The organism is Paenibacillus sp. FSL R5-0341, assembly GCF_037975235.1.
In the GTDB taxonomy this organism is placed as follows: Bacteria; Bacillota; Bacilli; order Paenibacillales; family Paenibacillaceae; genus Paenibacillus; species Paenibacillus amylolyticus_A.
Genome location: NZ_CP150241.1, coordinates 3,046,114 through 3,062,390, shown reverse-complemented (window position 1 = coordinate 3,062,390; position 16,277 = coordinate 3,046,114). Strand labels below are relative to the sequence as shown.

Genomic DNA, 16,277 nt, shown 5'->3' with positions numbered 1-16,277 from the left:
ATTACCACAACCCCTCTCCTGATTTTCTCGCAAGCCGATTGAAGACCCAGAGCAGAATGAAGCCTATCACCGACTGAAATAGACCAATCGCTGTTGTTACGCTATATTGCCCTTGCAGTACACCAGAGCGGTATACATACGTTTCAATGATATCCCCTACCGAGTAGGTCATCGGTGTCAGCAGGTTATAGATCTGATCAAAGCCAAGTTCCAGAAAATTGCCGATATTCAGCAGGAACAGCGTCAGGATCGTTGGGAATAACGCAGGTAGTGTAATGTATATTGTCTGTTTCCAACGATTCGCTCCATCCATCACTGCCGCTTCATATTGCGTAGGGTCAATGCCACTTACCGCAGCAAGATAGATGATTGTTCCCCAACCCACCTCTTTCCAGATAGAGGACAGGACGACGATAGGACGGAAATATTGCTCTTGTTGCATATACAAAATCGGTTCGAACCCGAACCACCCACGGATAGCGTTTACAAAACCACCCGAGGCTAGCACCTCAAACACGATCCCCCCGACGACAACCCAGGAGAGAAAATGAGGCAGATAGAACAGGCTTTGCAAAAAGCGTTTGGCAAGCATTTTTCTCACTTCGTTGAACAATAGCGCCAGCAGGATGGGAGCAGGAAATCCGATCACCAGTTTGTATAAGGCAATCAGAGCTGTATTTCGAAGCACGTGATAGAAATCCTGATACGTAAAAATAAACTTGAAGTTATCCAGGCCTACCCATGGGCTGCTCCATATACCTTTCATAATCTGAAAGTTCTGAAATGCGATCACGCTTCCGCCCAGTGGAATGTACTTGAAAATAATATAGAACAAAATGCCGGGCAGGATCATGACATACAGCATCCAGTGTTTTCGAATGTTACGCAGATAACTTGGTTTGACGGGTTTGTTGACTATAATCCCGGGTTGCAACGTTGATGTTTCCGACAGCTCAGCCATACGATCGCGGGCCCCCTTTGACAAAATGATGGTGAATGACGAGCAGGCTCCTCTGTTCACATGTTAAGGGAGAGCGGGGTCAGCAACAATCGTTCAATCAGCCATAGCATGAGCCAATCGCTTGCGCGACGCGGGTTTGTAGGATTGGTTCATTCACTGGCGGAATGGTTGGTACTACTTTGGCAACAAAAAAAGGCCGCCAAAGGCGACCTCTCAAGTCGTTCATCGAAGTTATTCTCCCAGAAAAATTACTTCGGTTTCCAATTCAACCTGGAACGTATCATATACTTTCTTCTGAATAAATTGGATCAGATCCATATAATCCTGGGCAGTAGCGTGCTCCACATTTACGATAAAACCAGCATGCTTCATGGAGATTTCAGCGCCTCCAATGCGAGTGCCCTGCAAGTTGCAATCCTGAATCAGTTTTCCGGCAAAATGTCCTTCGGGTCGTTTAAATACACTTCCACAAGAAGGGTACTCCAGCGGCTGCTTGGATTCTCTCAGGAACGTTAATTCCTTCATTTTACCTGCAATATCATCCTTGTTTCCTTTTTTGAGCCCGAATTCGGCCTCCAGTATGATATAGTGATCCATCTTGAAGAGACTATTTCGATAACCAAACCTCATCTCTTCTCGTGGGATCTCCAACACTGTGCCGTCTTTGGTGATCACAGTTGCACGTTCAACTACATCAGCGATCTGACCGCCATAAGCACCGGCATTCATGTACAGTGCGCCCCCCGTGCTGCCGGGAATGCCACAAGCAAACTCCAAACCGGTCAAGCTGTGCTCCAAAGCAAGTCTGGATACATCAATGATATCAACGCCGCTTTGCGCAATCATGCTGTCCTCATTCACTTTAATTTGATCGAAGTGGCTAAGAGAAATCGTTACTCCCCGGATGCCGCCATCTTTAATGATGACGTTCGACCCTTTGCCAATAACCGTCAGAGGCAATTGATGTATGTTGGCAATCTCTACGATTTTTGTGATTTCGTCTATCGTTGTTGGATGGATGAGAATATCTGCGTTACCACCAATTTTAATAAACGTGTGATTTTTTAACGGTTCATTGAATTTCACTTTTTCCAAAGGTATCTGATGTTCAAAAATATTCATGATTTTCTCTCCCTGAATTCATAAAGAAATGATTGCACCATCGCCAAAATGAGATGCTCCTTCTTTATTATATGCTAAATAGGAGATTTTGTTTGAGATTATGTTGTTTTCATTATAATTAATCGCATTCTCTTTAGATTTTAAACCTTTCCGTGAGTTCCTGAAGGCGTGATGCCATGCGAGCCAGATAAGATGAAGATGAACTGATCTCTTGCATTGAAGCAAGCTGTTGTTCAGTTGCCGCAGATACCGTCTGTGCTCCTTCCGCCGTTTCCCGGGAAACATGAGAAATGTCCTCGATTTTCGCCACCACATGAGAGGTTTCTTGAACGATATCATCGGCCATCGTGGACACTTCGCTGGCTTTGCTGTTCACCGTATCCACGGACAAGGTGATTTCTTCAAAGAGCTGGCCCGCCGTATTCATGACGTTCATCCCTTTGGAAACCTCACCAATCGCCTCAATCATGGATTGATCCGCATGCTGGATTCCTTCATTGATGCTGCCAATTAGTGTAGTGACTTGCTTCGCTGAATTAGCTGCCTGCTCCGCGAGTGCACCTACTTCTCTGGCTACAACGGCAAAACCTTTGCCGTGCTCACCTGCCCGTGCAGCCTCAATGGACGCATTCAAAGCCAGTAAATTGGTCTGACGGGAGATATCGGAGATCACCTTGATGATTTGCCCGATCTCCAACGAAGTCTGAACCAGATGGTTAATGCCATCCGACACACGGCCTACGGAATGGTGGATGGTTCCCATTTGTGTTACAGCGCCATTGATGGCCTGTCCGCCTTCCTTGGATTTCTCCGCAACCTGTTCTGTAGCTATAGCTGTTGCTGAGGCGTTATTGGCGATATGACCGATTTGCTCCGCCACATGATGAATGGTACGCAGGCTTTCTTCAACCAGCGTGACCTGTCTTTCGGCGCCTTCTGCCATCTGTTCAATCGTCTCAGCGATATGTCCAGTTGCCGTAGCACTTTGTCCCGCATTAGCGGATAACTGTTCCGAAGCGGCGACCAGTTGATTAGACGAATTTTGCACTTCGGATACAATGGAATTCAGGGAACCGACCATCAGGTTGAAGGCATCACCCAACTGACCCAGTTCGTCATTCGAATGGATGGATGCACTTCGGCTCAAATCTCCCCGACTGACTTCCCCGGATACATCATTCAATGTTTTGAGCGGTTTGGTGATCGAACGCACGATCAAGATGGTCATCCCTATACCTAACAGGGCAAACACGGAGATAACTATCAAAGTATTGTTCCAGATGGGTTTGGCTGCTTGCACGATCTCGATCGGCGAGCGATCCCCTGCGATTTTCCAACCCGTAAGCTGATTGGTAATATAGACGAGTTGGCGTGTTTCTCCTTCAGGAGAGCTTTGCTCAATTTGCCCGGAGTCGCCCTCAAACATCGTTGTCCCAGGTCCTCCCTCACCTTGAGGGCTGTCTTGTTCTGCATTGGAAGCAGCGTTGACCGGTGTTGCACTAGCGGTTTCCGCTTCCTCACCCTGTGGACCTTCAGTCCCCCAAGGTGGAGTTACGATCATAGAGCCATTCGCGCCAAAAATGACGACAAAGCCGTTATCTCCAATTTTGATCTGACCTACAGTCTCTTGCAGAGTGCTTAAATCCAGGGTTACGGCGACGACTGACTTGCTGTCACTGGACGCTTTCGCTATGGTCACTACCGTGTTACCCGACTGTTCCGAAGTGAACGGCTCTGTCAGAACAACCTGTCCTGGAGCGGCAATCGCCTTCGTATAGTATTCGCTCTCCAGAGGTTTATCGTTGTCTGGCTGGATCTGACTGGAAAAAGCGTACACATGTTGTCCGTCGCTGTTAACGAAGATCGCCGATTCGACCTCCAAATGGTTATTGGTATAGGCTTTTAATGCGGTTTCCGGATTCGTCGATGCAATGGATTCGGCTAAGAGACCCACATCTGATTGTTTAGCTTGTATGTATTGGTTGACCATGCTGCTAACGAGCGATATGTCCGTGTCGGCCATGTTGGCGAGCTGTGTATCTACTTGCTGTTTGGCGGTCAGATAGGCGAATCCTCCGATAACCAGACTGGGAAGCAACAATACGATTAAAAATGAGGCTACCAGACGGTTCCTGACTGTACCGAGTTTTTTCTTGATTTTCATAGGCGTTTCTCCTTATGTATGATGTATCGTAGCTTATCCTCTATTAAGCATGAAGTAGATGAGGATACGATTAGTTTTAACTTAAAGATAAATGAAAATTTTCATGGATTTAAATGGATGTTTTCAGAAATAAATAAAAAACGCCTTGCGGAACCAGCATTTGGGCTGGATCAACACCGCAAGTCGTTTCTCATGCAATATCGTTATCTCGTGCACAAGTTAATTACATGTTCAGGAGAGTCCTATGTCCGTATGAGTCAGCTTAGCCGATAGCTCCCATAAACGAATAGCTTGCTCGGGATCAATCGCATACTCTTTGACTCCGTAGAAGCCTCCATCCGCTGGAGCCAGTTCACTGATGTCACAATCCTCGCAGTAGACACCGCCTTTTCCCTCAAGCTGAGGAGAGGTTGCTGCCCAGACCTGCGTCGCTGCCCCCTGCTCAGGTGTTTTGAACGCAGGATTAGCCACTTCTCCAGATTCATCAATCCAACCTAGCGCAATCATTTCCTCTTTTGGCATATGACGTTGCAGTGGTGTCATAATTCCGCCTGGATGAACGGAGAAAGCTCGTACCCCTTGCTCAGCACCGCGTCTGTCCAACTCAACGCTGAATAAAATCGTTGCTGTTTTGGACTGTCCATAGGCAGGGAATTTCTCATAACCATGTTCAAATTGAATATCATCCCAACGAATCGGTGAGAAATGATGTCCAGCTGATGCCAAGGAAACAACTCGTGCTCCACCCTGACTTGCCAGTGCTGGCCATAACAGATTAGTCAGGGCAAAGTGGCCCAGATGATTAGTTGCAAATTGAGCTTCCCAACCAGGACCTACCCGCGTCTCCGGACAAGCCATGATGCCGGCGTTAAGAATCAGCATGTCGATGCTCCGATTACTCGCCAAAAAATGATCAGCAAAAGCGTGCACGCTGGATAAATCAGCGAGGTCCAATTCATCTATTTCAACACCTTCCAGACCAGCAAGTGCTTCTTTCGCGACCGCTGGACGACGCGCAGTCACCACAACATGGGCTCCCGCATTCACAAGCGCGCGTGTCGTCTCCAACCCAAGGCCGGAATAACCACCCGTTACAATGGCAAGTTGTCCGGATAAATCCAGATCTCTCAATACATCCTGCGCTGTGCTGTTATGGTTGAAGCCAGAGCCGATTTTATGTTGTAAAGTTTTAAAATTATTCTCCTGTGTCAATCTGTTCATCTCCTTTGGAATAGTTCTTCTTTTGCAAAGTCTACACCTTAGAGTGTACTCTAAGTCAAATGGGTTATTACCCATGGTAGAAACTCGGAACCCATAGGTCCAACCTATGAACTTATCCATAATCGATATTTCCCTTGATCCCTTCCCGTTTGTAAACTATGGAGAAAACGTCAAGGAGTGATGAGCATATGCAATTCTCAGTAAAGCAGCTGTTTGATAAGGTAGCCCAAGATTATGATGTGCAGCGTAAGCAGCTTATCCCTTGTTTTGATGATTTTTATGGAATGGCCCTGGATCTAATGGTAAGCCCGCTTGATTCTCCACGTATTCTTGATCTGGGTGCAGGAACGGGACTGCTCTCCGGATTGGTCCTGCAAAAGTATCCCAACGCGCGATTAACGCTGATCGATATTAGTGATCAAATGCTCGAAGGAGCACGTCGAAGATTTGCTGATGCTAACCAAGTACAGTATGTCGTCGGGGATTACTCCAACTACGATTTTACCAGTTCCTACGATATGATTATTTCCTCCCTGTCTATTCACCATCTCACACACGCTGACAAGAAAAAGGTATTTGAAACTGTGCACCAGCTGTTAGAACCAGGTGGACGCTTCATCAACGCAGACCAGGTTCAGGGAAGAACCCCCGATACGGATAGCTATTACCGCCATTGCTGGCTAGAAGCGATTCATCGAAGCGGTCTGTCTGAGGAAGCCATCTCGGCTTCGATCGAAAGACGAAAGGTCGATATCAATGCCACGCTCGAGGATCAATTGGAGTGGTTAGAGGACGCAGGGTTTCGTGTAGCGGACTGCATGTACAAATACTTGGACTTTGCGGTGTTTTACGCGCAAAAATAAGAAAGACCGGATTATGAGCAACCGTGCTCGTAATCCGGTCTTTTCAAATGATTTTCGTTCAGCGGCAGATGCAGCTAAAACGAAAATCGCTTATTTCAGCGATGCTGGCAGCTTAACGCCGATTAGTTTGCCTTCGGTCTGAATAATCATCATCCCGTTTGTCTTCAACGTTGTGTTGTGTATATCTCCACCGGTGGAGACGCGGAAGACCGGCTGACCCGACAACATATTGAGGGCAAGCAGAGTGCCGTTACGTTGCGCTCGATACATGCTTTTGCCGTAAACATCAATCTGAGAAACGGGGGCATCACCTTGCCACTGGACCTCTTGACCATTAGCCAGCTTGATGCCTGTAAGTTCTCCCGTGTTTCCGTTTTTGAAGATCAACCTTTCCTGTGTAACGCCAAGCCATACCATATTTTCCCCGTAAGGACGGTGAAAAGTTCGAAGTGGCGCGGTTCCCGACTTGGTCAAATTCAACGGATACTCCGCTATCGTATTCCCTTGTAAAATGTATAGTTTGTCTTTATCGGAAAATATCCCTCCATACCCATTTACATACGGTGGATCCCCCTCAATGGTCCACTTATACTCCTGACTTCCTTTTAACACACCGGTCTTCAGATTGTACGCATTGACTTTCCATTTTCGTTCTGGTGAAGACTCATCATTTCCCAACATTGAAGAATAGTAGTCCGCTGAGTATACAAGTCCGTCTTTGATCTGAATAGCTTCCCCCTGACCAAAATGACCCCATAGCTTCTTGCCCGTTTTCTTGTCATAGGCATTAAGCTGTAAGGATGTAAGTGCCCCTTGGACAAAAAAGGTTCTCAGCACCACACCATTAGATTCTCTCAGATACTCAGTACCATTACCTTCACCTAATGGTTCATCTGCTTCCCAGCGCAGTTTGCCTGACTGGATATCCAGTGCAAACGTTGTACTCCCCTTAATTACGTAGAGGGTATCCAACGTTGGAATCAGAGCTTCCGTACGGTTATACGTATCAATCCAGGTGGATGTGCCTGACTGCCATTTTGCTTTGCCTGTCTTTGCATTCAAGGCATATGGCTTGTGATCAATGGTCAGTCCATAGAGAACGCCGCTTTGATAGGTAATATAAGGCGTCAGTTCTTTGCCGTAAGTCCACAACCGTTTACCTGTTGTCGCATCGAGTGCAATCAGCTTCGATCCAGCAAACGTGAATACTTTGCCTTCTTCTGCGATCGCATTAACTCCAGCATATGTCTCGTTCATATTCAAATAGTTATCTACTTTCGCTGTCCAAGAAGGTTTCAGTTCAGGTACAGTGATTCGTTGATACGAATACCAGTTACGGATGGATACATCCGATGTTTCAGCATGTGCCTGAGATGGCAACACGCCGAGAACGCCCTGAACCATTAGCATTCCGGCAGTAATGCCTGCAATGATGGGTCTTCCTGCTCTTCTTTTCCAACGCTTATTCATTTGACGTTTACGTATATTGATCATGGATAGTGATTCCTCCTATTGAAAATTAGCCTGATATATAACTACATAAACATAACGTGTGATTAGGCCAAATAGTTACCAGATTGTTAAATTATTCAAAGAGAATATCAAAAAAGCCGCCACTAGGCGACTTCTTGATAACTATATTTTTCGGTGAAAAGTTACAAACGTGACTTTGTATTAATGAAGTTTCTGCTTTACTTTAATTGGATTTGGAAGACATCCCCGGCATCACCACCAAAAACGATAAAACCACTTTTCGGGAGCTTCATCGACTCCTGATTGGTTGCTACAGAGAAGTGAACCATCTCGCCTTTCTCATCATACACCGCATAACCTCCGCTCTCAGGAGAAACCACCGTGATGGATTTGTTAGCCGAACGCGCGTCGATCTCATACCACCGGGCCTGACCGTTAGCCGGAATGGTCGTGAGTGCCTTTTTCCCACCAAAGATCGGAGTAATGGCATCCTCTGCAATGTATTCCTGCCCATCCTGAATCAAAATCTCTGCGGCATTCTTTGTATAGAATTGCAGATCGAATGCGTCTCTTCCGTTCATTACAGGAATCTCGGCAACATTCTCTGCGTTGTTCGCATCCATGATTTGCGTGCCATTAGCGTAGCCATTTTCGGTATCAACGGATAGATTCTTGATCAGCATCGATGGAAGCAGATAGAAGATCGACGTTATTTTTTCATCCAATGCGTAATATTTTGAGCCGTTACGTGCTGTCCATTTCTCTTTCGTTGCTGCGTCCAGCGCGTTATGCTCCAACTTTTGATAATCATACGTGTTCATCACCGTTTGGCCTAAACCGGGCAACGTTATTGTCGCCTGAACTTTAACATACACCTTGTCATTACGTTCTTTTACAAAGCTGGCTTTCACACTGCCATCCATACTCGTAAAATGTTCATCGCCTGTATACACATAGTTCTGCTCCGGAATGATTCCTCCCAGCAAGGCAGGCAGTTGCATCTCACCATCCTTGATCGCTATATCCAGTGTAGCACCTACCGTACCATATAGGCCTGAGTACGAATTCAACTCCGTCGGCATTTTCACTTTGACAGGTGGTGAGAATGTCTGATCAGGTTGAACATTATCAATGATGCCTTGATCCGCCAGAACGTCCAGCAGCACTTTGCTAGCAAACATCTGATTGTAGACGGAAGATCCGCCAGATGATAGGACCGCCATTGAAATATCATGTTCGGGTATGGTGATTAACACGGCATGGTACAACATGGTATCTCCGCCCTTGGCAAGCGCGGTAATCCCATAATCGCTGAAAGGTGCAAGGTCAACCGAATCCCACCCCAAGCCATAATTGATCGTATTTTGCTCATCAGATACCCATATGCCCTTCCGATATTCATGAGATTGCATAGCCTTCACAGCAGATTCGGACAGAATATCCGGTCTGTTCCCCATTAAAACCTCTCCGAATTGACTCAATTCTTCTGCGGTAGAGTACACTCCGCCTGTGCCGATAATGTTTGCATTTTCGGTAGGCATCGTCATCTCAAGTGTAGGCCAATAGGTTTCGGATAACTGCGCTCTGTCAAAGGAATCTAGTGGTGTCTTCGTTGATTCCAACTTCAACGGCTCACTGATGTACTTGGCGATATATTCGCTGTAGCTTAACCCACTCACCCGTTCAACCAGGATTTCAAGCAATTGAAAACCGTCATTGGCGTAGACGGAGTATTCGCCAGGTTTGGATTTCAGTTTTTCGGACTGAAGTTTGAGCAATAACTCATCATGATTGCGGGTGTCATTATCGTCAAACAACATGCTGTTTCCATAATGTGTACCGTATAGACCGGATGAATGATTCATCAACATGCGCGGTGTGATTTGAGTATAGCGTGCATCTGCCATTTTAAAGTCCTTGATATACGAAGTAAGCGGCTCATCCAGATCTATTTTGCCGGAATCGACCAGCTTCATGGCAGCTGCCGTAACAACCATTTTGCTAACCGAGCCTATGCCATACATGCTATCCTTGTCTATTGGCTTCTGTGATGCCTTATCGTGCTGTCCTACACTATCTGATAAAATGTATTCTCCTTCATCCATGATCGCATATTGCACACTGGTGACACCGTAGTTTTGCACCATCGCCTTGGCGATCTGCTCCGCCCGTGCCTCAATCGTACCGCTGTTATTCGCCTCTGCTCTGACATCTGCCAGCGGTGTAATGACCAGCACCGCTGTACATAAAAGACTAATTAATTTCTTCATCCCATGTCCTCCCTCAAATGTTCTTATGAATGAATTCATCATAACCGGGAAGATATAGATCGAACGCAAAAGAACCCTGAATGGAAAAAAACAATCCCTGAACGGCAGGTTCAGGGATTGTCGGTGTGGAACGGAAGCACGACCATGTTGTTAAACTTCCGATGCTGATGCTCAATACTCATATGTCCACCATATTTCTCGCACATTCTCGATATATTGGTTAGACCGATCCCATGGTACTCGGGATTGGGCTTTTCACTTTTCAAGTCAACGATCGGTTGCCCAACATGATTCATAATCTGGATAACGAGTGCAGATGATGTGGAGTGAATGGCAATGAGGATATATCGATCCTCCGCTTGTCTGACCTTCTTGGAAGCTTCAATTGCGTTATCGAGCATGTTACCGAGCACCACACACAGATCGTATCGATCAATCTGGACATGCTGCGAGTGGAGCTGGATTTTGGTGTCGATTTTGATCCCGTTTGCCTGCCCCATAGCGAGGGTATTCGTAACGAGAGCATCAATGACCAGATTGCCGGAGTTCACCCGCTGGTACGCACCTTCAATGGTATTTAATGTAGACTTGATATGGTCACCTGCCGCCGCCAGTTCGTTACGTTGAATACATTCATCGATATACAGAAACTGCTGGTTAATATCATGGATGATGGATTTAATGCTTTTGTAACTGTGAACGGTCTTCTCATAGTTGGCATCCTGATAGTCCATCTGACGCTGTAACTGGGCATTTTCATGCACAAGCTGTACCTTTTCCACCATATTATCGAATACATAAACAATGAACACGTTGAGAAATAGAGAGCCTAGTACAGAAAAGACGTAGAATATGTTTTTTTCACTATATATGGAGGCCACATTGATCTGATAGATTGTAATAATAGGTACGATGAGAAACAGCAAATAATAACGATAATGCACGGTAAAGCTTCTGCGTTTGGCCACTAAACGTACAATTTGAATAACAATGAACATGATACTACAACCAACCAGCATCACTTTGGATAGAATCCAGTGGTTTTCTCCGTTGAACTGTTCCCATGAGATGAATTCTGTGGATTCCAAAACTCCGAGAATATATACAGCTATCGTATTCGCCATCGTAATCAGAACCGCATACAGGATGGTAAAAACAAGTTTGATTTTGAACTCCACTTCATAGGATTGTGCCAGACTGAAGAATAATAGCAGGGCAACAGCAGTAGAAACGATGTCCGAGAAGGAAGAAACCAAATAAAAATAACAAAGCAGAATAAAAACGATAAAATAAATAGCTCTATGCGACTTCCGCCTGGACTTGCCCAACACAGAATCAAAAAAAAAATTTGCCTGAAATGCCATAAGTAAGGTCACGAAAATGATGGAAAAGATCATGTAGGTATCCATATCATTGAATCCTCATGATCATGTATTTGGTATAGGCATCCTTGACTTCCTTGACCTTGGATCGGCCTATGGGCAGTTCCGTTCCATTCAACATGACGACTTGGGTACCGGAAAACTTCTGAACATGCATCAAGTTAATGATAATTGAGCGATGAATCTGCAAAAAACCATGGTCTTTCAACCCTGATGCGTAACTCGATATAACACCTTTAGTCTCATGCACATTTTCCTCGGTCACAAACTTCAATTTGTTTTTGATCGTTAAACTTTTGACGACCTCAATCCAGAGAATATCATCATATTTCAAAAGAAGTTCATCATACTCTGACTTAATCAGTACATACTTTTTGTCCAATGCCTGAAAATATTGACACAGCTTAATCATCTTTTCCTCGAAAACTTGCGGCTGGATGGGCTTGATCAGATATTGAAAGGTGATGACATCAAAGCTCTCCACCATATATTCCGGGTAACTGGTCAGAAACATAATCTGTACATCCAGAAACTTCATGTTCCTAATCTCTTTAGCGGTCTGAATCCCGTTCATTCCGCCCATCTCCACATCCAAGATGAGAATATTGAATGTATCCCCAACCTCTCTGTAGTGTGAGAGCAATTGTTCACCAGATGTGAATAGGCTTATTTGAAAATCAAAATTGGTTTTTACAGACAAGGAGACCAGCATGGATTTCACACGTTCTCGCTGCTGCTCCTCGTCATCACAGATTGCAATATTGAACATGGGGGACATCCGCCTTTCATCGACATCGACTCTGCATTTCACTCTCGAATATACTATTTTAACACAGGTTTCGGAGTCGAATTGGGCTGAAATGCATTATACTGACCCTAAAGTGCAAGAGAAAGAAACAAATGCCAAAGACCCCTCCATTCGTGGAAGGGTCTATAAGGGCATATTTCTATGAATACGTTGTGAAAATAAGGAACACGCTGCCTCTTCCCTACTAACCTTAGTTCAACAACTGGCGAAGCTCATCGACTTCCAGACAGGTAGCTGGTTGGTACGCCGGACTTTGTACGTAACGCTGGAAGCTGTATAACAGCTGTCTTCCCTCCAACGTTGCCATTAGACTCTCCAGATTCAGCGCCCCCATAAGCACTCTACCATTCTGCACCCGACACTCCATTAACAGTCCGAGCTTATGATTCCGTTCAAAATTATCAATGGTCTGCACGATCGGTTGCAAGTCTTTATTCAGCCCATCCAGAATGATGGATGACGACTCGGATACGATGCTCCACCACGGATAGGTCGAGTACTCCTCTGTGACAAAATGTTCGAAGGCCGGATGGTCCTGTTGAATCAACAAGCCCATTGTACCCACAGGAACTTCTCTCTTCATATTCTCCGATATCGAACGGAACATGGGGTAAGACCAGAAATCGGTGCTGTAGAAACCTTCGATCGCGTGTTGAATCTGATTGGGGTTCGGGAAAAGTAAAATATCCTCGCCCTGCTCAAGCAACGCCAACGCCTGTTCCGAGAGTTCGGTAAATAGATTTAAACCGCTCAGGTCCACTTCTTGCTGATTTGGGTAGATCCACAGGTCGTACGACTTACGGATATCCGTGCCCAGAATGGACAGTCTAAGCTCCACTTGGGCCATATCGGAGACTTCAGGAATGCGAATGCTGAGATCTGTGATATTCACATAATGTTCTCCATGAGTCGCTGGCAGGTCTGCTTTCCCTTCCAATTGGATGCTTCCTTCGATCTGCTCGCTTTGAAGTTCCCACTTCAATTGAAGTCCATCTAACGCTTGTCTCCGGAAGTAACTTAGTTCAATGCGTGCTTCGAACAATTCACCTGCTTGATAATTATATTTGGGGAATCTCGCGAGCAGCACAGCATCGGAACAGAACGTTCTCCACTCCTCAGGTGTAATCATGCCTTTGGAATCCATGAATGCGTCCAGCACACCCACCAGCGCTGTTCCCTGACCACTGAAATCCTGGAGATCCAGTAGCTGGAACCCGGCAAGTTGCTGCGAACGAAAAGCAGCTTCCAGCTCTTCCTTGTAACACGCAACCGCGAGCTTACCAGAGGCTCTGAAGTAGGCTTCCGCCAGATGTCCCAGTCCTTTGGCTTCCAGACGCTCTCGAAACACTTCGAAATTCTTCGCTTTGAGAGAACCCGTATATTTGCTAATCTCCTCGAAATTAGGAAACGTGGCGTACTGTCCAATTTCATGCGAGATGATCGGTACGTGTGAGACAAGTTGCTCACTTCCGGCTTCCGCCTGCACTGTTTTCGAGCCTGTCCCATATTGAATCTGAATCTCTTTGTTCGCCGTTTGCCCAGAAGGATCAGCATCGTTGCCTTGCGTCGGCACAATGTTCGAATCATAATCCTTCAGCGTGTTTGGCAAGTCGGTCTGCACGTGACCAAGCGGAGCATCACACATCGCATACGAGCCTCTGAACAGGCGCTCTTTGGAGAAACGCACTCCGCAGAAAAATTCACTTTCCTCCAGAATGTCCGGCACAAACTGAAAGTTATTGGAACCTTCCGTGTATAGATGACGAGGATCATATGCTTTGTATGCCTTCAGGATCGAATTCAATCTGTCCTTGCTTCCCCATAATTCATTCCCCATGGACATCATGACAAACGAAGGATGATTACCAAAAGCACGCAGCATTGCAAATCCTTCGCTAATCAAATAATCCTGCTCTGCTTGATTATGCCCATCTGATGATTCATCGGTGATGGTTCCCCAGAACGGAAGCTCAGGTTCCATGTAGATGCCGAGCAGATCCGCTGCAATAAAAGCAGCCTCCGGAGGACAACAGGTATGGAAACGGTAGTGATTGATACCGTAGGACTTGGAGATAGCGAGAATGCGAACCCATTCATCCACATAGGTTGGCGCGTATCCCGTGAGCGGAAAGATCAGCCCGTCATGTTTGCCTCGAAGAAACGTTTTGCGACCATTAATGGTGAATTTGTCTCCGGCAGCCCGGAATTCCCGTAATCCTGTCCATACTTCGGTGGAATCCAGCACTTCGCCATCTTGATCTTGCAGTTGAATGTGAAGTTGGTACAGATTAGGTTCATCATCACTCCATAACATCGCATCTTCACCAATTGTGTACGTCAGCTGGATCTCCTGCGAATCCGGAGCGAAAATCTGTTCCTCTGTCCTAAACACCGGATCTGCACTGACAGCAACAGCTGATACCACGATTCGCACTCCTTGCAAGTCACCGATAAGTGCTGCCTTAATGTCGAAAGATCGAGTCGCCAGAACAGGGTAAACTTGAACATTATCCAGGAAAACACGCTCGAAAAATTGAAGTTCCAACTTCCCGGTGATGCCGTTCCAATTCGTCTGTGTGTCTTCGGATGTAAGGTGACCGCCTTTGGTTGGATAATCGGTATTGTCCACTCGAATCGTAATTGTATGTGATCCAGCGGATAGCCCTGCCTCGATCTCGTAACGGTGAGGTGTGTTCAAACTGTTTTGCGTTCCCCATTCCACCCCATCGATCCAGACTGTGGTTACTCGAGTTCGTTCCAAATGTAAGAAACACCGTTTGCCAGCCAAGTGTTCGGGAATTTCAATCTCTCGTGCAAACCATGCATAACCCTCAAATAAATACTCATCCGTTAGCGCACCGATTAACACCTTCTCGTTTTTCTTGCCCTTGGCCGCATGCGATGTGGTATTGGGCAATGTAATGACGTCTGAGAAATTCAGACCACTTTCCACCTTATTTTCATCGAGTTGGAGTTTCCAGAACCCTTCCAGATTTATTGCAGCTATCATGATAATGTCCCCTTTTAGATTCAAATAATCGATATAAGTAATCGCTTCCAAGAAAGAGAAACCGTTTTCGTAAATCATACCTGTATTATAAACTCGATTGATGCTCCTCGCATAGATCATTTACAAATAAAAAAGTCGCCAATACTGGCGACTTCTCATCGTTACATATGCTATATCCTGAACAAATTTAAAATATGGTGGGAACCATGCCCCCGTCCATACGAATGGGAGAGCCTCTAAAAGCTGAAGCATACGGACTACATACAAAAGCTGCGAGTCTGCCGATTTCACTTGGCTTGATGAATCGCTGCAATTCAGACTGAGGCAGATTGCTCTTCATAAAATCTTTCTCTTTTTCCTCGAAAGTCAGCGCCTCATCAGGGTATATGCTTTCAATAATATCACGCACATTCTCAGACAGTGTTGGCCCTGGCATGATCGTATTGATCGTAACTTCAGTTCCTGCTGTCAGTTTGGACAGACTTTTGGATAATGAAAGCAACATTGACTTGGTCATGCAATATTGGGGCATCTGGCCTGAGGGCATAAGAGCTTCCTCACTCGCGATAAAAATAATACGTCCGTCATTGTTCTTCACCATTTTAGGTAAATAAAATTGAGACAAGCCATTGGCAGCCAATACATTCGTACGGAAATATTTTTCCCATACTTCGTCGTTCACGTCTTCATAACTCATGATCTCATATATGCCCATGCTATTCACTAAAATATCAACCTCAGGGAACTTCTCGAATAAAGCTTGTCTTTGCTCCAGATCCACAAGATCAGCCGTAGCCTTTAGTGGAGAGGTCTCCGGAAAAGTGGACTTGATTTCACGAACGGTTCGTTCCACCTCTTCATCATTGCGTCCATTAATCAGAACATGAACACCTTCTCGGGCGAGCTCTAAAGCAATTGCTTTACCGATTCCTTTTGTTGATCCTGTAACTAATGCTGTTTTCTCTTTTAGTCCCATATCCATCCTGCATTTCTCCTTCTTGAT

General features: G+C 45.6%; 11 protein-coding genes. 1 reads left to right on the top strand and 10 read right to left on the bottom strand.

Going from position 1 to position 16,277, the window contains the following annotated elements; all coding sequences use genetic code 11:
- Position 1: 1 nt before the first annotated feature.
- The 4 genes from MKX75_RS13740 to MKX75_RS13725 form a co-directional block, all read right to left on the bottom strand.
- Positions 2-961: an ABC transporter permease subunit gene (locus tag MKX75_RS13740; RefSeq protein WP_339170037.1), complete on the bottom strand. Its 960-nt coding sequence runs from the start codon at positions 959-961 to the stop codon at positions 2-4.
- 231 nt (positions 962-1,192) lie between these two features.
- Complete coding sequence (gene murB / locus MKX75_RS13735; protein WP_339170034.1) at positions 1,193-2,083, bottom strand: UDP-N-acetylmuramate dehydrogenase; 891 nt, start codon at positions 2,081-2,083, stop codon at positions 1,193-1,195.
- A 133-nt stretch (positions 2,084-2,216) separates the two neighbouring features.
- Positions 2,217-4,247, bottom strand: a complete 2,031-nt coding sequence (locus MKX75_RS13730) for a methyl-accepting chemotaxis protein (protein WP_339170032.1) — start codon at positions 4,245-4,247, stop codon at positions 2,217-2,219.
- 231 nt (positions 4,248-4,478) lie between these two features.
- Positions 4,479-5,468 carry an SDR family NAD(P)-dependent oxidoreductase gene (locus tag MKX75_RS13725; protein ID WP_339170030.1) on the bottom strand — a complete coding sequence of 330 codons (990 nt, stop codon included), beginning with the start codon at positions 5,466-5,468 and terminating at the stop codon, positions 4,479-4,481.
- 188 nt (positions 5,469-5,656) lie between these two features.
- Between MKX75_RS13725 and MKX75_RS13720 the strand changes: the two genes are divergently transcribed.
- Complete coding sequence (locus tag MKX75_RS13720) at positions 5,657-6,331, top strand: class I SAM-dependent methyltransferase (protein ID WP_145147592.1); 675 nt, start codon at positions 5,657-5,659, stop codon at positions 6,329-6,331.
- 90 nt (positions 6,332-6,421) lie between these two features.
- Here the strand turns inward: MKX75_RS13720 and MKX75_RS13715 are convergent, their stop codons facing one another.
- From MKX75_RS13715 to MKX75_RS13690, 6 genes are all read right to left on the bottom strand, one after another.
- The gene (locus MKX75_RS13715; RefSeq protein WP_339170028.1) at positions 6,422-7,825 is read right to left on the bottom strand and encodes a PQQ-binding-like beta-propeller repeat protein; all 1,404 of its coding nucleotides are present in this window, start codon (positions 7,823-7,825) and stop codon (positions 6,422-6,424) included.
- Positions 7,826-8,022: 197 nt separating this feature from the next.
- On the bottom strand, positions 8,023-10,074 hold the full coding sequence (locus MKX75_RS13710) for a serine hydrolase domain-containing protein (protein WP_339170026.1): 2,052 nt from the start codon (positions 10,072-10,074) through the stop codon (positions 8,023-8,025).
- A 110-nt stretch (positions 10,075-10,184) separates the two neighbouring features.
- A complete protein-coding gene (locus MKX75_RS13705; RefSeq protein ID WP_339170023.1) occupies positions 10,185-11,483 on the bottom strand; it encodes a GHKL domain-containing protein in 1,299 nt (432 codons plus the stop codon).
- 1 nt (position 11,484) lies between these two features.
- A complete protein-coding gene (locus MKX75_RS13700) occupies positions 11,485-12,225 on the bottom strand; it encodes a LytTR family DNA-binding domain-containing protein (protein ID WP_339170020.1) in 741 nt (246 codons plus the stop codon).
- 229 nt (positions 12,226-12,454) lie between these two features.
- The gene (locus MKX75_RS13695) at positions 12,455-15,274 is read right to left on the bottom strand and encodes a glycoside hydrolase family 2 TIM barrel-domain containing protein (protein ID WP_339170018.1); all 2,820 of its coding nucleotides are present in this window, start codon (positions 15,272-15,274) and stop codon (positions 12,455-12,457) included.
- Between the two features lie 187 nt (positions 15,275-15,461).
- A complete protein-coding gene (locus MKX75_RS13690; RefSeq protein WP_339170017.1) occupies positions 15,462-16,256 on the bottom strand; it encodes an SDR family NAD(P)-dependent oxidoreductase in 795 nt (264 codons plus the stop codon).
- Positions 16,257-16,277 lie beyond the last annotated feature (21 nt).